The 19,273-nt window shown below is 62.0% G+C and carries 21 protein-coding genes and 1 pseudogene; 18 read left to right on the top strand and 4 right to left on the bottom strand.

Going from position 1 to position 19,273, the window contains the following annotated elements:
• The first annotated feature begins 74 nt into the window (after window positions 1-74).
• The 6 genes from MHI61_RS17865 to MHI61_RS17840 all read left to right on the top strand — a co-directional run bounded on the left by MHI61_RS17865 (window position 75) and on the right by MHI61_RS17840 (window position 5,145).
• Window positions 75-779, top strand: a complete 705-nt coding sequence (locus tag MHI61_RS17865) for a hypothetical protein (protein WP_239789924.1) — start codon at window positions 75-77, stop codon at window positions 777-779.
• Window positions 776-2,599: a hypothetical protein gene (locus MHI61_RS17860; RefSeq protein ID WP_239789923.1), complete on the top strand. Its 1,824-nt coding sequence runs from the start codon at window positions 776-778 to the stop codon at window positions 2,597-2,599. Before MHI61_RS17865 ends, MHI61_RS17860 begins: the two co-directional genes overlap by 4 nt.
• Complete coding sequence (locus MHI61_RS17855) at window positions 2,596-3,012, top strand: GNAT family protein (RefSeq protein ID WP_239789922.1); 417 nt, start codon at window positions 2,596-2,598, stop codon at window positions 3,010-3,012. Before MHI61_RS17860 ends, MHI61_RS17855 begins: the two co-directional genes overlap by 4 nt.
• Window positions 2,978-3,982, top strand: coding sequence for a tail fiber domain-containing protein (locus tag MHI61_RS17850; protein WP_239789921.1), 1,005 nt, complete (start codon window positions 2,978-2,980; stop codon window positions 3,980-3,982). Before MHI61_RS17855 ends, MHI61_RS17850 begins: the two co-directional genes overlap by 35 nt.
• Window positions 3,982-4,266, top strand: coding sequence for a hypothetical protein (locus MHI61_RS17845; RefSeq protein ID WP_239789920.1), 285 nt, complete (start codon window positions 3,982-3,984; stop codon window positions 4,264-4,266). The genes MHI61_RS17850 and MHI61_RS17845 overlap by 1 nt, the downstream gene beginning before the upstream one ends.
• A 228-nt stretch (window positions 4,267-4,494) precedes the next feature.
• Complete coding sequence (locus MHI61_RS17840; protein ID WP_239789919.1) at window positions 4,495-5,145, top strand: hypothetical protein; 651 nt, start codon at window positions 4,495-4,497, stop codon at window positions 5,143-5,145.
• Window positions 5,146-5,302: 157 nt separating this feature from the next.
• On the opposite strand, the gene MHI61_RS17835 is transcribed toward MHI61_RS17840, so the two are convergent.
• Entirely contained in the window at window positions 5,303-5,869 is a 567-nt protein-coding gene (locus tag MHI61_RS17835) for a hypothetical protein (RefSeq protein ID WP_239789918.1), read from the bottom strand.
• On the opposite strand from MHI61_RS17835, the gene MHI61_RS17830 reads away from it, so the two are divergent.
• The 10 genes from MHI61_RS17830 (at window position 5,851) to MHI61_RS17785 (ending at window position 13,057) form a co-directional block, all read left to right on the top strand.
• On the top strand, window positions 5,851-7,206 hold the full coding sequence (locus tag MHI61_RS17830) for a hypothetical protein (RefSeq protein ID WP_239789917.1): 1,356 nt from the start codon (window positions 5,851-5,853) through the stop codon (window positions 7,204-7,206). The genes MHI61_RS17835 and MHI61_RS17830 overlap by 19 nt on opposite strands.
• Window positions 7,207-7,288: 82 nt before the next feature.
• Complete coding sequence (locus MHI61_RS17825; RefSeq protein WP_239789916.1) at window positions 7,289-7,609, top strand: hypothetical protein; 321 nt, start codon at window positions 7,289-7,291, stop codon at window positions 7,607-7,609.
• A complete protein-coding gene (locus MHI61_RS17820; protein ID WP_239789915.1) occupies window positions 7,588-8,295 on the top strand; it encodes a class I SAM-dependent methyltransferase in 708 nt (235 codons plus the stop codon). Before MHI61_RS17825 ends, MHI61_RS17820 begins: the two co-directional genes overlap by 22 nt.
• Before the next feature lie 861 nt (window positions 8,296-9,156).
• Complete coding sequence (locus tag MHI61_RS17815) at window positions 9,157-9,408, top strand: hypothetical protein (RefSeq protein WP_239789914.1); 252 nt, start codon at window positions 9,157-9,159, stop codon at window positions 9,406-9,408.
• Window positions 9,383-9,847 (top strand): lysozyme, encoded by a 465-nt coding sequence (locus MHI61_RS17810; protein WP_239789913.1) that lies wholly within the window; start codon window positions 9,383-9,385, stop codon window positions 9,845-9,847. Before MHI61_RS17815 ends, MHI61_RS17810 begins: the two co-directional genes overlap by 26 nt.
• A complete protein-coding gene (locus MHI61_RS17805) occupies window positions 9,847-10,209 on the top strand; it encodes a hypothetical protein (RefSeq protein WP_239789912.1) in 363 nt (120 codons plus the stop codon). Before MHI61_RS17810 ends, MHI61_RS17805 begins: the two co-directional genes overlap by 1 nt.
• A gap of 4 nt (window positions 10,210-10,213) precedes the next feature.
• Window positions 10,214-10,441, top strand: a complete 228-nt coding sequence (locus MHI61_RS17800) for a hypothetical protein (RefSeq protein ID WP_239792865.1) — start codon at window positions 10,214-10,216, stop codon at window positions 10,439-10,441.
• The gene (locus MHI61_RS17795) at window positions 10,438-12,294 is read left to right on the top strand and encodes a hypothetical protein (protein ID WP_239789911.1); all 1,857 of its coding nucleotides are present in this window, start codon (window positions 10,438-10,440) and stop codon (window positions 12,292-12,294) included. The genes MHI61_RS17800 and MHI61_RS17795 overlap by 4 nt, the downstream gene beginning before the upstream one ends.
• A gap of 12 nt (window positions 12,295-12,306) precedes the next feature.
• Window positions 12,307-12,735, top strand: coding sequence for a DUF1515 domain-containing protein (locus MHI61_RS17790; RefSeq protein WP_239789910.1), 429 nt, complete (start codon window positions 12,307-12,309; stop codon window positions 12,733-12,735).
• Between the two features lie 136 nt (window positions 12,736-12,871).
• Entirely contained in the window at window positions 12,872-13,057 is a 186-nt protein-coding gene (locus MHI61_RS17785; RefSeq protein ID WP_004669502.1) for a hypothetical protein, read from the top strand.
• Between the two features lie 303 nt (window positions 13,058-13,360).
• Here the strand turns inward: MHI61_RS17785 and MHI61_RS17780 are convergent, their stop codons facing one another.
• Together MHI61_RS17780 and MHI61_RS17775 are read right to left on the bottom strand one after the other, a co-directional pair.
• Window positions 13,361-13,561 (bottom strand): hypothetical protein, encoded by a 201-nt coding sequence (locus MHI61_RS17780; protein ID WP_010028409.1) that lies wholly within the window; start codon window positions 13,559-13,561, stop codon window positions 13,361-13,363.
• A 432-nt stretch (window positions 13,562-13,993) separates the two neighbouring features.
• A complete protein-coding gene (locus MHI61_RS17775) occupies window positions 13,994-15,496 on the bottom strand; it encodes a DegQ family serine endoprotease (RefSeq protein ID WP_239789909.1) in 1,503 nt (500 codons plus the stop codon).
• Between the two features lie 542 nt (window positions 15,497-16,038).
• Here MHI61_RS17775 and MHI61_RS17770 point away from each other — a divergent pair.
• Both MHI61_RS17770 and MHI61_RS17765 read left to right on the top strand, forming a co-directional pair.
• Window positions 16,039-17,076, top strand: a complete 1,038-nt coding sequence (locus MHI61_RS17770) for a LacI family DNA-binding transcriptional regulator (RefSeq protein WP_239789908.1) — start codon at window positions 16,039-16,041, stop codon at window positions 17,074-17,076.
• Between the two features lie 111 nt (window positions 17,077-17,187).
• Window positions 17,188-18,107, top strand: a pseudogene (locus tag MHI61_RS17765) (LysR family transcriptional regulator).
• 39 nt (window positions 18,108-18,146) lie between these two features.
• Here the strand turns inward: MHI61_RS17765 and MHI61_RS17760 are convergent.
• Window positions 18,147-19,100 carry an NmrA/HSCARG family protein gene (locus tag MHI61_RS17760; RefSeq protein WP_239789907.1) on the bottom strand — a complete coding sequence of 318 codons (954 nt, stop codon included), beginning with the start codon at window positions 19,098-19,100 and terminating at the stop codon, window positions 18,147-18,149.
• Window positions 19,101-19,273: the final 173 nt, after the last annotated feature.

Raw genomic sequence — 19,273 nt, 5'->3', positions numbered from 1 at the left:
GCGGATGAGGGGGCTACACGGCCCACCTGTCCCGCCACGCCCACAGCAAACCGCTCTGAACCGGAGATCCCCGCATGTCGCTCCTGACCATCATTCAGAACGTCTGCGCGGAGATCGACCTCGATCCGCCGACGGCCGTCATGTCCTCGGCGGATCCGCAGATCATGCAGCTGCGCATCCTCTCCACCCGCGCCGGCCGCGACCTGATGCGGGCGCATGACTGGTCGGCGCTGATGGTGCGGCGGCAATTCCAGGCGACCGGCGCCAACCCGGAGCCGGACGAGCCGCCCGGCGACTGGGACCGCTTCGCCGCCAATGCCAGGATCTGGAACGTCTCGCGCCTCTGGTCGCTGAACGGCCCGGTGGAGCCGCAGATCTGGCAGCGCCATCAGATCCTCAATGCCAACCCGGTGCCGCAGATCTGGCGCATGGCCGGCGGCAAGCTCGACATCTACCCGAACGTTGCCGGCGAGACGATGGAATATGCCTATATCTCCGGCTTCTGGGTGGCGGTGAACGGCGGCGCCACCACCGCCGGCAACTGGGCCAACGACACCGATACCGCCCGTTTTCCCGAAGAGCTTCTCGAACTGTCGCTGATCTGGCGCTGGAAGCGGGCCAAGGGCCTCGACTATGGCGAGGAGCTCGCCAGTTTCGAACGAACCAAGGAAGCCGCCATCGGCGCCGATCGCGCCGCAAGCCCTGTCGATCTCTCGCTGCCGGCGAGGGGACAGCCCGAGAACTATTGGCCCGGCACGATCACGGTGCAGACCCCATGACCCGCACACCCGTCCCCCCGAACGGCCGCACCCGCCGCGTATCGCCAGGCAAGGACTGGATTGCGCCGATCGGCGGCTGGCGAACCGATGTCGAGATGGCGGACATGCCCGAAGACGCCGCCTTCCAGCTCGACAATTTCTTTCCCGAGGCAAACCGGGTGCGCGCCCGCTATGGTTTCCTTGCCTTTTCCACCGGTCTCGGCGCCGATGTGCAGACGGTCATTCCCTATTCCGGCGTGACCAACCGGCTGTTTGCCGCCGCCGGCGACAAGATCTTCGACGTCACGGTGGGCGGTGCGGCCGGCGCGCCCGTCGTCTCGGGGCTCGCGAGCGCCCACTGGTCGGTGCAGCAATATACCAACCCGGCCGGCCAGGAATTCCTGCGCCTGGTCAACGGCCTCGATACGCCGCTGATCTTCAACGGCACCTCCTGGACGAATAATTTCCTGGTCGGCACGGCAGCACTCGCCACCCAGAATGTCGCCGTGCGCAACACGGCCTATACGCTCAGCTTCTTCGGCACCGGCTCGGTCACGCTTTCGGGCGCCTTCTCAGGCAGCTTGAACGGGACGGGCGCCGGCAACCGCGTGTCGCTCTCCTTCACGCCAGCGGCCGGCACGCTTGTCGTCACCGTGACGGGAACGGTCACCAATGCGCAGCTGGAAAAAGGCTCGGTGGCAACCCCCTATGTCGCCTCGACGATGATCACAGGCATATCCGACGCCGCGCTGCTTGCCGCCGTCACCGCCTATCGGTCGCGGCTGTGGTTCATCGAGAAGAACTCGACCAATGTCTGGTACCTCGCCACCGACGCCGTCAGCGGCGCGGCGACGGTGCTGCCGGTCGGCGGCAACATGAAATATGGCGGCACGCTGGTGGCGATCAATGTCTGGACGATCCCGGTTGCGACGGGCCTGCAGCAATGCCTGGTGCTGATCTCCTCGGAGGGCGAGGTGATCGTCTTCCAGGGATCCGACCCATCGAGCGCGGCGAATTGGGGCCTGATCGGCACCTTCAAGCTCGGCCGGCCGCTCGGCAGCGACCGCTGCCTGCTGTCGGTCGGTGCCGATCTGGCGATCATGACGACCGACGGCATCGTGCCGATCACCAAGGCGGTGCAGCTCGATCGCGGCGCCACCAGCCTCGGGGCGATCACCGCAAGGATCGGCCCGACCTGGCGCGAGACGGTGGCGGCGGCCGGCACGAGCTCGCAGGAATGGCAGCTTTCGAGCTTCCCGGCGCGGCAGATGGCGATCGTCAACCTGCCGTCCTCCTTCGGCCCCTATCAATATGTGATGAACACCGAGACCGGAGCCTGGTGCCGCTTCGTCGGCATGCCCGCCTCCTGCTGGGCGACCTGGCAGGACCGGCTGTTCTTCGGCGCGGCGGACGGCACGCTTTACGAGGCGGAGGTCGGGGCGAACGACAATGGCGCGGCGATCGACGCGCTGATGGTCGGAGCCTGGAGCCGCTTCGGCGACGGGCTCTCGACCAAGCTGTCCAAGCTGATCGGGGTGACGGCGCAGATCGGCGTCTCGACGCTGATGTATGGCGGCATCTCGGTCGACTACCAGACCAAGGTGCCGACGGCGCTGCTGTCGTCGGTCGAGAACAATGCGGCGGCGAAATGGGGAACGGCGGTCTGGGGTGTCGCGAAATTCCCCGGCATTTCGCTGGTGCGCAAATTCGCCTCCGCCGGCGGCGCCGGTTCGGCGCTTGCGCCGACGATCCGGGCGCTGATCTCCGGCTCGTCGGGCTCCGTCTCGGAAGCCGCGGTCGTCGGCGGCTCGGTGCTTTACGAGCGGGGCGCGCCGATTTGATCGTCAGCGAACCCAGCGCCGAGATCGCCGCCTGGGTCGGGGCGAGGATCGGGGTGGAATTCCATCCGCCCTATACCGCACTTGCCCATATCGACCGCGGCCGGATCACCGCCGGCTTCGTTTTTAACGTTTGGACCGGGCACGATGTCGAGATCTCGCTCGCCGCCGACCGGCTGTCGCTGACGCTGCTGCGGGCGGTGTTCGACTATGTCACCCGCCAGCTCGGCTGCCGCCGCGCCACCTGCCGCACCCGCGCCGAGAACAGCAACGCGCAGAGGCTGCTCGCCAGGCTCGGCGCTGAGCCGGAAGGCCGCCAGCGCGGCTATTTCGGCGATTGCGACGGCCTGCTTTACGGAATCATCAAAGAGGATTTTCCCTATGGTCTCCACGCCAAAGGCCCCAAAGGCGCCTGATCCGACCCAGACCGCAGCGGCGCAGACGGCCACCAACGTCGACACCGCCATTGCCAATGCCGGCCTCAGCCACACCAACCAGTACACGCCGGATGGTTCGCTGGAATACAAGGTCACCGGCTACCAGACGATGAAGGATCAGAACGGCAAGAGCTACCAGCTGCCGACCTATTCCGCCTATCAGACCTATTCGCCCGAGAACCAGGCGATCTACGACCAGACGCAGCAGACGCAGCTCGGCCTTGCCAGGCTCGCCAACGACCAGACCGGCAAGATCTCCGGCATCCTCGGAACCAATGTCGATCTCAGCGCCGGCAATATCGACAAATATGTCAACAATCACTGGCAGTCAGGCTTCAACAACCAGTGGGACCGCGATCAGTCGAGCCTCGAGCAGAGCCTGGCCGACAAGGGCATCTCGATGGGTTCGGCGGCCTACGACAACGCCATGCGCGATTTTTCCACCCGCAAGCAGGCCGCCTCCGACCAATATCTCGGCGACATGTATTCGAATGCGCAGAATTCGATCCTGACCGAGCGCAACCAGCCGCTGAACGAGATCTCGGCGCTGATGTCGGGCTCGCAGGTGCATCAGCCGAACTACGTCAACACGCCGACGACGCAGCTGCCGAATGTCGACCAGGCTGGGCTGATCAACGAAAACTTCAACCAGAAGATGGGCCTCTACGACCGGCAGGTCGCCCAGTCCAACGCCGCCATGGGCGGCCTCTTCGGCCTCGGCGGAACACTCCTCGGCGGCTGGGCGAAATCCGACCGGCGGCTGAAGGAAGACATCAGATGCGTCGGCACGCTGGACAATGGCCTGCCGGTCTATGCCTTCCGCTACACGGAGGGCGGCCCGATGCAACTCGGCCTGATGTCGGACGATGTGCGCAAGACCCATCCGGACGCGGTGTTCGAACACGCCGACGGCTTCGACCGCGTCGATTACGAAAGGGCGGTGGGCTGATGGCATATATTTTCGGCGGCGACACCGGCAAGACGCAGAGCGACGTCAACGACCAGCGCAAGCGGCTGGCCTACGCCATGCTGCAGCAGGGTATGGATACGAGCCCGGTGCAATCCCCGTGGCAAGGGGCGGCGCGGCTTGCGCAGGCGCTGATGGGCGGGCTGGCGATCAGGCGAGCGGATCAGGAGCAGCAGGCGGGAATTCCTCAGGCTCGCACCGCGCCGACGCCTTCAACTCCGCCGGCGAAGTCTCCGGGCTTTCCTGCCGTCGTTGTTCGGCCGTAGGAACAATGCTCCATGAACCAGGCGTAGCTAGCCACTAGCGCCCGCGGGGAGCATCCCGCTTACAGCCGGAGAAACCCCTTCTGAGAGGGCTCCGGACTGAGAAGGCATGCAGTAACCCCGCCGTTCCCGCGCAATCGGCTCGTCCTCGTGCCTCAGGCAGGCGTCCGCGAGCTGTTGTCCACAAGCCCTTATCCCAACCCGATTCCCACAAGTCTACAGGAGGCTTTGATGCCAAATTATGATGGAACGCCCGTTGCCGCAGCGCCGAAGATGTCGCGCCTTGGCGCTGCCCCCCATGCGGGGCAGTCGGGTGATCTCTCGATCAACAATGTCGTGCGCTCTATCGGCCGCGGTGTGCTCGGGGTAGGTCCCTACCTCGACGAGATGAACGCGGCGACAAATGCGGCGATAGCTCCAGCTATCAATCCGTTACTGCCTGACAGCTGGAGACTGCCCGGCGACACCTATGAAGAGCGATATAATACCTCGCTTGCTATGCAGCGCGGAATGGATGAGGCGTTTGATGAGCAGCACCCCTATATCTCCGAAGGGCTGCAGGGCGTTGGAGAGGTGGCCTCTACCCTTGCCTTGCAAGGGAGTGCGCCAGGCATTGGCAAGGTAGTGCTTGGCAACGCTGGGAAGGGACTGCCGGCTCGTATTGCTGCAACCATTGCCTCAAATCTGGGAATGGGTGCTGTTGAAGGTTTCGGCGATGGGGAAGGTGGTTTAGGGAACCGAGCCGAGCAGGCCGTTCATGACGCTGTGGTGGAGGCTTTGACCGGGCTCGGTATGATGCCGGTGGAAGCCGGCGCCGAAGCTGGTCGTAAAGCTGGCGCCAAGGCTCTTGCGCGCGCGCTTCTTAAAGTACGCGGACGTTAGGAACGCTGCGCTTTGGCCGTTGCGGTGTGGAGAAGGTCCTGCAACCATGTCGTGAGGGAGGTCCGGCCCGATGAGCTCGCGGTGACCTCGGGACCTCTTGCCGCAGTACCGGAAAGGCGGCTTCCCGGCTTCTGCCGGCAGGATCCGCTGAACGATATCAGCCACCCTCAAAGGCGATTTGAATCGGTATGGCGACCAGCAGCAATGTTGCGAGCGTGATCATCAAACCGAGCGCGCCGCCCAAGAGGCAGTTGATGACGCTGAAGACGATTCCCTCGCCGTTCGCTCGCGCCTGCCTCCATCCACGGATCGGCAGCAGGAATACCGCGAGCGGCGCCCTGACAAGGATGTGGGCGACATGTTTTAAAGCGCCCGGAACATCGTTTTGACTCCGGCCGATCGAAAGTTCGGATGGCCGGAACATGCCAAGCGCATCCCATCGTCCGATCAAGAAACAGATCGGTCCTGCCGTCAAAACGCCGGCAAGAAAGATGGTCAACTCGGTCGGAAATTGACCAAGCACCCACTCGACGGGACCTTTCTTGAGCGGTGACCATGAGGCAAGCGCCACGACGGCGGCGAGTATTGCGGCGATCTTGATCGCCTTGTTCGAAGGTTCGTGCGGCTGATGATCGGTCTGCATGCCGCAACCGATACTATACGATTCAAGGCATCGCAATTCGTCGGGCCTTTTTGGAGAAAACAATGCCCAGAAACCCTTCAACCGGCGTCTATTCGAAACCCGCCGGAACGACACCATCCGTCGGCCAGGTCATCGATCCAGCCCCGTGGAACGCGCTGACCACCGATCTCGGCAACGAAATCACCAATTCGCTGCCGCGCGACGGCTCCGCGCCGATGGCCGCGCCGCTCAAGGCAGCAGGCGGCACGGTTTCGGCGCCGGGCGTCGGCTTCGCCTCGAACCCGCAGACCGGGATCTACCTCAAGGGCGGCGGAGTGCTGGGTTTCACCCAAAACGGCATCGACATCGTTTTCGATAAAGCGTCGGTCTATGCGGCGAAATCAGGCGATTACACCGCGCTTGCGTCCGACGACAACGCCGTCCACCGCTTCACCGCGGCCGCTACGCTCACCCTGACCGCTGCGGCAACGCTCGGGGCAAACTGGCACTATTGCGTCATCGCCGATGGCGGCGATGTGACGATTGACCCGAACGGGTCGGAGACGATCGACGGCGCGGCCACGCTCGTCGTCAAGGACGGCTACAGCGTCGAAATCATCTGTTCCGGCGCCGCTTTCTTCACCAACAAGCTCTTCGCCAGGATCCAGAGCAAGGCGGACAGTTCGGCCGTCGGCGATTTCGTCGTCGGGCTCGTCCCTTCCAATAACAGCAGCAGCCCAACCACCCATGTCGATTTTTCCGCGGGTTCCGCCAGGTCGGGGGCAAGCTTCGTTGCCAGCGCCGCCTCATTCACCAAGCGCGTGACGGGAACATTTGCGGCGGGAACAGGCGCGGGTGGCCTCGATGCCGGTGCCGTCGCAGCAAATGCGACATACTTTGCCTATGCTTTGCGCAAGGACACCGACCTGTCTTTCGACGTGGTGCTCTCGACCTCGGCAACCGTCGGCGGCGTCACCACAACGCTGCTCACCGGCTATACCATCGTCAAATGCATCGGCGTGGTGCTGACAGACGCCAGTTCGCTTATTCGGCAGTTCGTCATGTATCCGCGCGACGAATATACCTTCGTGACGCCGGTCAAGGATGCTGTCGGTGTCACTATATCGATGGCATCGGCGCTGCTCGCTTTAACCGTGCCGAATGGTGCTCGGATCAGAGCGAAACTTCGCTTCCAGTATACAACATCAACGACGACAGCCTCTGCTCTAATCCATGATCCAGCACAAGGCGTCCTTGTGGCTGGCATTGGAGCCGATGGCGGCAACGTCGGTGCCATCCAGGCGGCCAGCAATTATGCGATCGGCTCACAGGAAGTGTGGACGAATGTCAGCAAACAGGTCCGCCATGTCGCAGGCGCGACCGGCAGCCTGTGGATTTGGACCGACGGTTTCCATTTCCCGTGCGGGAGGAATGCATAATACCATTTGTTTCACCTCCTTGCAGTGATATTGGCACAGCCATATTTGTGGCTGCCTTCGACATCCATCCAGGGAGACGAAATTGGGATACTTGATAAAACGCGGAAAGCCGATCGACAGTGGACGGCTTAAAAAGGATCTAAACAAGCAACAGTCGATCGCTGCGGCTCGAGAGTTCTCTGAACAGGTGGAAAAAGGGACGTCTCTCCTCAATTGCCCGGCATGCAATAGTCAAACCCATCACAAACTTCTGACGATCTACGGCTTCGATTATCATGAATGCCATGGATGCGGCTCTGCCTTCGTCTGCAATCCGCCTCCCGATGAAGCCCTCACGGCGGCTTATCGGTCGGAATACTACACTGCCGCCAACAAGATTCTTTGGCGAACGACTCAATCATAGATTACCGTGTCGAGCAGATCTTCGTTCCGAAGATCGACTTCGCTATCGAGCATTCGAACCCATCGAAGAAGACCTGGCTGGACATAGGTTGTGGAGTTGGTGAGGCTCTCTCGGTGGTTAAAAGCCGAGGGTTTGAGGTCCTCGGCCTCGAACCGAATATGATGGAAGCTGAATACGCCTCTAAACGGTTCGGCATAGAGGTCCGGCAAGATTACATCTCTAAGGACACGGTTACGCGGTATCGGGGGCAATACGGTGTTATCTCCATGTTCAGCGTCTTGGAACACGTGCCTGATCCAAACCAGATCCTCTCTGACGTCTCGGCAATTCAGGAAAAAGGGGATGCGCTGATTATCGAGGTTCCACATTTCCCTTCGATCTCGACAATCAGCCAAATGACCTTTCCGAACCACATCAACCGTATGATGCACCCTCCTTTGCATCTGTTCTTGTTCTCGCTTCGAGCGCTCGAAGGCATGCTCGATAGGCACGGCTACAAGATCAACGCTGCGTGGCTTTTTGGGCAGGATTTCTACGAGATGATCAGCACGTTAGGCTTGTTCGCCCCGGCGTTAAACCAATCCAAACTGCTCGAAGCGCTATCGCCGATGATAAGCGACCTTCAAGCGGTGATCGATAACCACGATCTGAGCGACGAGGTTCTGCTGGTGGCAGAGCGAGTCTGACGACCCTCAACCCATGTCGACAATCCAAGGCGGCTCTTCGGAGCCGCCGTTTTTCAATGACTTCCGGACCAGCAGCGAATGGACAACCTCCTGAAAGCTCACACCTAGAGCGTCGCTGATGGCGCTAGCGGTGCTTTTTCATCTTCCTCGAGCCCGTCATCGAGTTCCTTTTCACAACCCGGTGTCCGGCAACCTTTACGCCCAACTCGCCATGTCGGCAGCGCAGCTTTTCGCCGCGGGGCCTGCTGGCACTATCTCGTGATCGCTGAGGGCGGAGAGCGTGACGGTCGATCTGGCCAGTTCAAAGACGATCGCTGGGGTGACGACGCTCATCATCCCAATGAGTGCTTCAAATTCATTGTTTGCAGAGGGTCGGTCTCCTTCACCGACAAGCTTGCGTCTACACTCAAAACCGCAGCGATCGCCGCGGCGCCACGCCACTTTACGACAGGGTGCCCAGAAGAGACGCTTTCGTGACGATGACGCCCGAATAAAGCCTTTGGACGCGATTTCAGCGGTCGCAATGACCTAAGGGGCCTTGATAGGCTTGCTCGCCACCACCTTGGTAGCGATGTACTGTTTTCGACCAAAACCTCGTTGTTCATTCTGACATGACTTTTGGATGTCAGATTGCTCGGCGGCGCTTTCGCTCTCGGAAGCTGCCCTTATAAAGATAGCCAACAAAATGGGATTTGATCTGGTGACGCGCATCGCCGATCGAAACGGCGGCGTTACCGGCACCAACGGAAAAGTTTACGGCGCAGACCTCTTGTTTAAGAGACGATAGCTCAGGGTAGAAAATAAAACGAAAACAAGGGCGGTTCTTCGGAGCCGCCTTTTTCTTTTCCCAAAGGAAATCCCATGCTCGTCCACAACTGGCGCGCCGTGCTGCGGCGCGCCTGGAGCGTCCGTCTCATGGCGTTGGCGCTGTTTTTCATCGTCCTCGAGCCCGTCACCAATGCCGCTGCCGCCGGGGCATCCCGCAACCTCTACGTCCAGCTCGCCGTATCGGCAGCGTCGGGCCTCCTCACCGCGGCGGCGATCGTCGCCCGTATCGTCTTTCAACAGCAAATCTCAGGAGAACTGAATGGCAAATCGCCTTCAGAAGGGTAGCGCCGCGGCTGCCATGGCCGTGGCACTCGTCGGCGGCTTCGAGGGGCTGCGGCAGAATGCCTATCCGGATCCGGCGACAAAGGGGCCGCCCTGGACCATCTGTTATGGCAGCACCAATGGGGTGAAGCCTGGGGATCGCAGGACGGTCGAGCAGTGCAAGGCGCTGCTGGCGCTGGAGCTTCAGACCTATGCGCGCGGCATCGAAAGCTGCGTGCGCGTGCCGTTGCCGGATGCGCGTTTCGTGGCGCTGACCTCGTTTGCCTATAATGTCGGCGTCAAGGCGGCCTGCGGTTCGAGCGCGGTCCGGCTGATCAACCAGGGCAGGACGGCCGAGGGCTGCGAGGCGCTGTTGAAGTGGAACCGCGCCGCCGGCATCGCCTTTCCCGGCCTGACGCGCCGCCGGCAGAAGGAACGCGCCTTCTGCCTGGAGGGCAACTGATGTTCGGCCTCCTCGATACGCTGAAGATGGCCGCCGGCATCGCCGCCGGGCTCCTCCTCTATCACCTCTATGCCGTTGCGATCGGCTATCCCTCCGCAGAGCGTGAGGCGCGCGCCGGTTATGTGGTGCTGGCCGAGAAGACTGTCGCCGAAGCCAAGGCGGCCGAGATGGAGCGCCAGCGCGACGCGGCGGCCCACGCCGGCGAAGAGCATCGCAAGCGGCTGGAGGCGGCCAAGGCCGCGGAGCAGGCCGCCAGGGACACATTGGAAAACGAGATCCAATCCTATGAACTCGAGTTTTCGCAAAAGAACCGCGCTTGCGCTGTCACTGCTGCTGATCGTCAGTGGCTGCTCCGCCACTGAGCGGCTGGACAGGGCAGCGCGCGCCAAAGGGCAGGCGGCGGCCGGCATCGTGCTGCCGTCGCTGCCCGACGATCTGAGAAGGCAGGAAGCCCATGCGCCCGTGCGCGAAGGCGAGACGCTGATCGCGATCCTCGCCCGTGAGCGCCAGGCGCTCGACCGCGCCAATGCCCGCCAGGGGCGCACAGTAGAATTCTACGACGACCTCACCAGCCGATACGGAACACGCCGATGATGAATGCCATTTCGCTTGCCCTTGCCAATCCGCTGCTGAGCGGGACGGGCGGCAGTGCCGGAGATCCCGACCGCTACATGTTCTTTGCCACCCGCAACCGCATGCCGTCGGGCGGCATCGTCACCGCCGCCGCCGGCACCAATTATGTCTGCAGCAAAATCGTCATCGGCACGCCGCAATATAAGACGCGGACCTTCCGCTTCCACCTTTCCGGCTTCGCCTCGACGGAGGGCGGAAACTCGCCGCAGGAAACCATCGTCACCGGCACGATCGGCGCACCCGGCAATTCGGTCATCGCCGACGCCATGTTCATCCGCGTCGCCGGCATCTTCTACCAATGCAGCTTCGCCGGGTCGAACACGGTGACGGTCGCCGACCAGGCGAACGGCGCCTGGACGGACGAATTGACCATTCCCGACGTTTCGCCGGAAAGCGAAATCGAAATCTGGCTGTTTTATCACACGGCCGTCGGCGAAAAGGTGTGGCCGGTCTACCGCATCCAGAAGCATCGCGGCGAACGCGTGTGGGGTGCGAGCGATCACGCCACTCTGCTTGCTTTCAAGGATACGCCGCTCGCTGACAGCACCGCCGCCCTCGATGTGAACTATGGCCAGCAGGCGCAGCCGCAATATTGGGGGGCCGATTTCATGGTCGCCAAGGGCGATTGGGACGGAAGGCCGGTCGCCCTCGGTTTCGTCGACAGCATCGGCGAGGCGCGCCAGGAATATTCTTCCGCCGCCGACAGCCGCGGCAATCTCGGCTGGTTTCGCCGCTGGCTCGACAAGGACGGCGGCGCCGGACGAATTCCGCATTGCCTGATCGGCATGCCCGGTGCCGGATCGGTGCGCGAATACACCGGATCCGGGTCATCCATCGCAACCCGGCGAAGGGATATCGTCCGCGAGATCAAGACGTTCAACGGCAACAAGCTGCCCTTCACCGTCATCGCCAACCAGATGGGACAGAACGATACCTCGACATCCTACAGCACCTGGTTCAACACCAATTACCGGGGCCTGGTCGGGCGCCTGCGCACGGAGTATGCCGGCGTCAGGATCGTGGCGTTCCCGCCGCTCGGCCGCACGACGATCACGCGCAACGTCACCCTGACGTCGGTCGGAACCACTGCGACCGCGACGATTTCCAGCGGGCTTAACGGGCTCGCAACAGGGCAGACCGTCAGTATTTCAAACGCAACGCCGACGGCCTACAACGGGAACTATGTGATCACCGTCACCGGTGCGAATACCTTCACCTATGAGTTCGCCGGCGGCACGTCGCCGGCAACCGGATCCATTACCTGCAGCGATCTCGGCTTGCGGGCCGAGTATCAGGTCTATGGTGCCAACAACACCTGGCCCTCGGACGGGACGGACGCTTCGGGCAAATGGCGGCTGCACGATGATATCATGGCGCAGACATTGGCCTGCTGCGACGCTGCGATCGACACCTATGGAGCGTGGGTCTCGCCGTCCAGAGGCGGCGTCTGGCCCGGCATGCTGGAGCTTCCGAGCACGACGTTGACCGCGCAGGCCGGAACGGACGGGGTTACCACCTACAACACGATCGTCGTCGCCGATGCCAGCCTCTTCAGGCCGGAGCAGACGCTGCACATATATTCGGGTCCGGATGGCGTCGCCCGTGTCAGCACCCAAGTCGTCGGCAGCATCGCCGGCAACGTCATCACCTACCAGGGGGCGAGCGCCGCCATCCTGCCGGTCGGCTCGGTGGTGCGGCCGGCGCCGACGGTCGGAGAGCTCTCGCCGCTATCCTTCATTCACCCGCAACCCATCATGATCGACCGCATCGCCGGCGGCATTCCGCAATCCGAAAAGCTGAAATTCAATTCGTAATAGGGTGCCGATATGACATCGAATGACGATATCCTGCGCGCTCTCGGGCGCGTGGAGGGCCGGCTGACCGGGATCGAGGAAAACGTCGCGCTGCTGCGCCAGGAGATGAGCGACGAAAAGGCCAATGCCCATGATTTCAGCGCGGTGATCCACAAACGGCTCGACGAGCAGACAAGGCAGATCGCCCATCTCGATACGAGGGTGGCGATCAGCGGCGGCGCCGATCAGCAGATCCGTACCGAGTTCAGGACGCTCAAGGAAACAGTCGAGAAGAACCAGGAGACGGTCGGACCGGCGCTCGAGGAGTGGAAACGGATGAAATCGATCGGCTACGGGATTTCAGGCCTGATCGCCTTTGCCGGGCTGACGACCGGCGGCATCATCGCCTATGCCAGCGACGGGGCGGTGGCGGCGCTCAGGCATTGGTTGAAGATCAGTTGACGTGAACGCGGCAATCTCGCTGGACCAATCCCAACCAACAGCGATCTCAGTACGCAAACAGACATTTCCAAATTTTAGACGTTGCTAACGAACCAAACCGCCGGGTGTTTGTTATCCCTCTCAGGAGGAAACAGACATGAAGAGCATGAACAATCGCCAAGTTCGCATTCCCGGTCCCCGGGAGCATGATGTTGCAGAGCATTGCCGCAAGTTTGGGATTGGGCCGGCGGAGGAGAAGAAGCTGAAGAAGCTGCTTGGCTCTCACGCGCCGTTGCATGAGATCCAGGCCAATGCGCCGCCGCGCCAGCCGAAATGGCGGTGAATGCATGCGGCCGAGCGGTCTGATTTCCGAATGCGGAAGCAGAAAAGACGGCCTGGATAGATTGTGCGCCGAAGTTTTACTCGGGAAGCGCGACTATCGGTAACGGAATATTTCCACATCGAGAAATAAGTTAGGAAATACTCCGTCGTTCAAGTATCTCCGCCGGGAACTTCCGGCACGAGCCAGTGTTTTGATCGCAGGGCCGCGTGGCAGGTTTTCGTCTCCTGTACACCCCTGCTACCCCTGCAGGCGCTGCGCGGCCCACTGAGACATACAGTGGCGTGCGGTCGCGCGCCGCACCGTTTAATGGCGCAGCTCGCGCGACAGCATCAGAATGTAATCGTCGGCAATATCGGCGACCACCATGGCCGCTTCCGCCGGCGGAAAGCCCCAGCCGACAGCCTCGGCGACAATCTTCATCACATGCGGTTCAAGCGCCTCGCGGCAGTCGGACAGAGTTTTGACATGCGGGCATTTAGCACGAAATTCCACGACATTGCTCATGGCATACCCTCCGTTTGATGTTGCTACGCCCTTGATGCATGAAGCCGGTCTTCCCTGGGAAAGGCGGGCTGCGGGTCCGGTGAGCCATCCCGGACAATGAGTAATCGTGAAAATACGATGGCATAGGGCGGCACGCATTCAAGCTGATGCTGATATTAAGGTAAGCCGGTAGGGTTAATTCGTCCGGCGGCCGCCGGTCAGCGCCCGCCCGCCTGTCAGGCAATGGCGCAACCTCTTGTTTCCCTGTCGCTTTCCGGCACGAAAAACCGCCGGTCTCGCCGGATTTTGCCCGGAAGTATCGAAATTTACCATGCGCGGCGGCAGGAATGGCCCGGAGGCCGCAGCCTTGTGCCGGAGCGGGACGGAGACAAGGAAAAGCCCGTCTCACGGGCTTCCCATCTCCAATTTCGGATGTCGCAACGCGCAGCCGCTTCAGGCCGCGGCAAATGGCACGGCGACGAAGGTCTTGTTGCCGTCGCGCTCGACGAGCAGCAGCACCGATTTGCGGCCGGCCTTGCCGGCTTCGGCGATCGCGGCCTTGACATCGCGGGCATTGTGCACCGGCCGGTCGTTGACCGAGACGATGACGTCGCCCGACTGGATGCCGGCGGCGGCCGCCGACTTGTCCGGCTTGACGCTGGCGACCACGGCGCCGCTCAACGACCGCGGCAGGTCGAGCTGCTGGCGCACTTCGGGCGTCAGGTCGGCAAGGCCGATGCCGAGGCTCGGCTGGCCGGAGGCCTGGCCCTGCGCTTCCGGGCTTGTCGCCGCGGCCTGTTTCTGGCCGTCGGCATTGGCGCCGACGGTGACCTTGAGGTCGATCGTCTTGCCGTCGCGCCAGACAACGAGCGATTCCCGCGTGCCCGGCGACAGATCGGCGACGAGCCGCGACAGGTCCTTCGGCGTCTTGACGGCCTCGCCGCCGACCGAGGTGACGATGTCACCGGGTTTCAGACCGGCCTCTGCGGCCGGCGTATCGGCGGAAACGGCGGCCACCAGCGCGCCGCCGGTTTTGTCGAGGCCGACGGCATCGGCGACGTCCTTGGTGACCGGCTGGATCTGCACGCCGAGATAGCCGTGATCGATCGAGCCGTTCTTCTCAAGCTTGGCGACGATCGCCTTGGCCTCATCGGAGGGAATGGCGAAACCGACGCCGACGCTGCCGCCGTTCGGCGAATAGATGGCGGTGTTGATGCCGACCACCTTGCCGTCGCGGTCGACGAGCGGGCCGCCTGAGTTGCCGTGGTTGATCGGCGCGTCGATCTGGATGAAATCGTCATAGGGTCCGCTATGCAGGTCGCGGCCGCGCGCCGAGACGATGCCGGCCGTCACCGTCGTGCCGATGCCGAAGGGATTGCCGATCGCCAGGATCTGGTCGCCGAGCTTCAGCCGGTCGGAATCGCCCCAGGCGATGGTCTGCAGCGGTTTGCCGGCGGCAATCTTCAGGACGGCGACATCGGATTTCGGATCGGTTCCGATCAGCTTGGCCGGCAGTTCGGTGCCGTCGTCGAGCGTCACCTTGATGTCGAGGGCATTGTCGATGACATGGTTGTTGGTGACGATGACGCCGTCGGGGCTGATGATGAAACCGGAGCCGAGCGCCATCGCATGCTGCGAGGGCTGATTGTGCGGCGCCTGCCGGGGCAGGGGGATGCCCTGATCCTCGAAGAACTGGCGGAACTGCTCGTCCATTGGCGATTGCTGATCGGCGCTGACATCGGTCGTCCTCATCGTCGTGGTGATGGTGACGACGGCCGGCTTGTCGGCCTCGACGATCGCCGCGAACGAGCCGCCTGCGGCGAGAATGCCGCCGGTATCCGAAGGCGCGGCAAAAGCCTTGGACGTGTTGATCGCAAAAGGCAGGCAGGCCGCGCCGGCGATGATGGCGGCTCCGACGAGCGCGGCGGTGCGGTGTTGGCGGAGGATAGGTGACATGGCGGTAATCCCGTGGGCGGTCGCCCCTTGGAAGACTATTGGCTTTTGATGGCGTCGTGGTTCCATGTCATGGACCTGGCGTCGGATGGCGTAGGGCGCCAATTCCTCCTGAGGACACGCGCAGTCGTCGGGGGCGGCGGCCTGGCGAATGGAAGAATTCGCGCTCGCCTATTGATATGATCCCGTCGAACCGATTTACAAATTAAATATCGATCATGTTTATATTGCCGATTTGTAAGGTTTGACTTGGGTTTAACCTTCATTTGCGGCCGCTGCTCAGGGTGGCTACGGCGCATCGGCAATTGCCGGCTGGTTTCTCTCCGGCCTCATCGCTTCCGCTCTGATTTCCATCGAAAATAAACGGCTTATTGCCGGCGGTTGGTGATCCGCCCGTCGCTTGCGCCCGTAATTGCCGGCAGACGATTCCGCCGCCTGCCGGGAACAGGTCGCGACCAGAAGATGTTAGTGGACTCTAAATTATTTCTTCTGCAGAAAGTAAGGGCGGAGAATCGCCGAGTCCCGCAGCGGCAGACGGGGAGGCGATGAGCAGGTCGGTGGAGCGGGGGAGGAAGCCGAGGCGCGGCGCGCCTGTGAAGCTCAGCGATGTGGCGAAGAAGGTGGGCGTCAGCCCGATCACCATCTCGCGCGCGCTGCGCAATCCCGAAATCGTCTCCGAGGATCTGCGCGAGGAGATCCTGCGCGTCGTCGAGGAGATGGGCTATATTCCCAATCTCGCCGCCCGGGCGCTGGCCGGCCGCCACAACGGCATCGTCGCCGTCATCACGCCCGCCTTGCACCAATACGGCTTTACCAGCCTGATGATCGGTATCGAGGATCGTTTCCGCGATACCGATCTCACCGTGCAATATTCCAATACGCTGCGCCATGCCGAGGGCGAGGCCGGACTGTTGAAATCCTTCCTGACGCAGAAGCCGGCCGGCGTCATCATTGCCGGCGCCGAATCCTATCGCGATCTTCTGCCGCTGATCGACAATGCCGCCTGTCCCATCGCCCATGTCACCGATCTCAGCCAAGAGCCGCAGAAGCTGGTCGTCGGCCTCGATCATTATACGGCAGGCGCCGAACCCACCCGCTTCCTGTTGTCGAGGGGCTACAAGAGGATCGCCTTCTTCGGCCGCGGCGCCGATGTCCGCTCGCGCCGGCGGATGGAAGGCTATGAGGCGGTGATGCGGGAAGCCCGGTGTTTCGACCCCGCTCTCATTATCGGCGGCGATGCGCCAAGCCGCACCGGCCTCGGCCGGGAACTGTTTGCCCGCCTGATCGAGCGCGTGCCCGATGTCGATGCCGTCTTTGCCCAGAGCGACGAACTGGCGCTCGGTGTCCTTATCGAATGCAAGGCGCGCGCCATCCTCGTGCCGGAGGAGGTCGGCATCTGCGGCTTCAACGATCTGGAATTCTCGGCCTTCATCGAGCCGTCGCTGACGACGGTATACATCCCGCGCCAGGACATCGGCTACCGCGTCGCCGACATGTTGCTGCGCGCCATCCGCGACGAACCGTCTGATGAAGACAGGGTCGATTGCGGTTTTTCGATCATCCCGCGCGGTTCGACACGGTAATCTTTAAAGACACCGCGACAATAGCGCGGAGCCGAGCTCTGCTGAAGCTGGCGCTAGGCATCCTCGGGATTGTTCCGTATATGGACATAATGACAATCAGTGTGCTGGAAAATGGATAAGATAGGCTTGTCATTCGACAGAATGCGTACCTTTGTTCGCGTCGCCGAGCGTGGCAACCTGTCGATGGTCGCAAAGGAGCTGGGCGTCGGCCAATCCACCGTGACGCGGCACCTCAATGAACTGGAGGAGGCCGTCGGCGTGGCCCTCCTCAGCCGCACCACGCGTCGCGTCACCCTGACGGAAGAGGGCAGCCGCTATTATGCCAACTGCCTTCAGATATTGCGCCTGGTCGAACAGGCTGCTGAAGAAGCCAGAGATGCACGTCGGGCCCCCGCCGGCGCTGTTCGTCTTTCCTGTACGGCAGCACTCGGCGTCATGCATGTCACGCGGATGATCTTTGCCTTCCAGGACAGGCATCCTGATATCCGCATCGACCTCAACCTGACGGACGAGCGCATCGACCTGGTTCGCGAAGGCGTCGATGTGGCGCTGCGTCTCGGACCGCTCGCCGACAGCTCAATGAAACTTCATGCGGTCGGCGAGAGCCAACGGCTGCTGGTCGGCGCTCCGGCTTATCTGTCCGCCCGGGACGGCCGGAGCGTCCCGCCGATCTGTCACGCTACGAAACCGTGGTGATGTCCAACGTCGCGGGCAGCAATCAGCTCCACCTTTTTTCTCCGGATGGCACCAGCCTGATGATCCCGGTCAGTGGTCGGTTGCGCGTCGATCACGGGCTTGCGGCGCGCGAAGCCCTTGCCGCCGGACGTGGCATCGGTCCTACACATCTCTGGCTGATTCACGATCTTCTGGACGATGGCCGGCTCGAGGTCGTGCTCGGAGACTATCGGCCTTCGCCGGTTCCGGTGAGCTTGCTGATTGTTCCCGAGCGTGCGGCCATTGCCCGTGTTCGGCTCCTCGTCGACTTTCTTGCCGCCGAGATCGCCAAGCTGCCGGGCATCCGGCCATCGTAAGTCTTTGTTTTCAAGCATGTCGTTATCGCGAGACAGGCTTCAAGCTGCGAAAGACCGCTTGTCGCCGCGCCACTCCGACGTCCGCAGAAACTGCTCCCAGTTGAGCGTCTCGGGAGCCAGGCGCCGGCTCCATTCGAGATCGTGCTCCTTGCCGAAATAGCCATACTCGACGGCATATTCGACCATCCCGAGAAGCTCTCGAACGAAAAATTCGTTGGCGGCAAACTCCGGAAAATAGTTGAGCAGGCCCTCCCTGTCGAAAGCGTTCCGATACTCGGCCTTGCGGCCGGTCACGCGTTGAAAGGTTTCGACCATCTGCCGCGGAGAAATGATCTCGCCGACGACCGGCAGCGTTTTGCCGTTGTAGCGCTCGGGGTTTGAGAAGATCTCGAGGACAACAGGCCCGGTCGCCGTCAGCGGATCGACAAAAGGTGCTGCGAAATCTTCAGGAAGATAAATCGGCAACAGCAGGGTGTCGCCTTCCATGCGCGGCGCATAATATTCGATTAGGTTGGTGTAGAAGAATGCCAGCATGATGAAGGAATGCGAGACCGGCAGGCCGCGAATGTGATCTGCAACACTGGCCTTATCGGTAAAATGCGGGGCATATTTCGTCCCACCGGTGATCTTGTCGACATTCTCGAGCGTGCTGAACACAATATGCCCGACGCCGGCCTCCACGGCCGCATCCGCCAATTGCCGGCCGAGAGGCGTCTCGATTGCCTCCGGCGCGGCGATCGGCGGCGTCATCACAAACGCGCCATCCGCGCCCTTGAAGGCGGCAACGAGATCCTCCTGACGGCCGAGTTCGAGAGGCACGGTGACGATCTCAGCGCCGAGTTTTTTCAGACGTAAAGCTTCCGGCGAATCCTGTCTGCGCGTGAAAGCGCGGACGCGGAAGCGCTGGCTTTCAAGAAGTGTCGCAACGACGCTGCGTCCCTGTTTGCTCGTTGCACCGGCAACCGCGATCAACGGCTTGGTGTCTGTAGACATGGCTTTCATCCTTTCCTGTTGCTCGCCGCCGAAGAGTTGGCAGGCGTCTTTGCAAGGAGGGGCGGATGGTCCATGCCGACCGCCCTGCCTCGACGGTGGAAACACTATCGAAACAGGAACTATGGTTATAGACGGATGGAATGCATAAGATAATGCCATTTTATGGATAAGTG

It is taken from the genome of Rhizobium sp. K102, assembly GCF_022385315.1.
In the GTDB taxonomy this organism is placed as follows: Bacteria; Pseudomonadota; Alphaproteobacteria; order Rhizobiales; family Rhizobiaceae; genus Rhizobium; species Rhizobium croatiense.
Note: the sequence above shows the minus strand (reverse complement) of the source record. Positions and strands in the feature narration are given on the sequence as shown.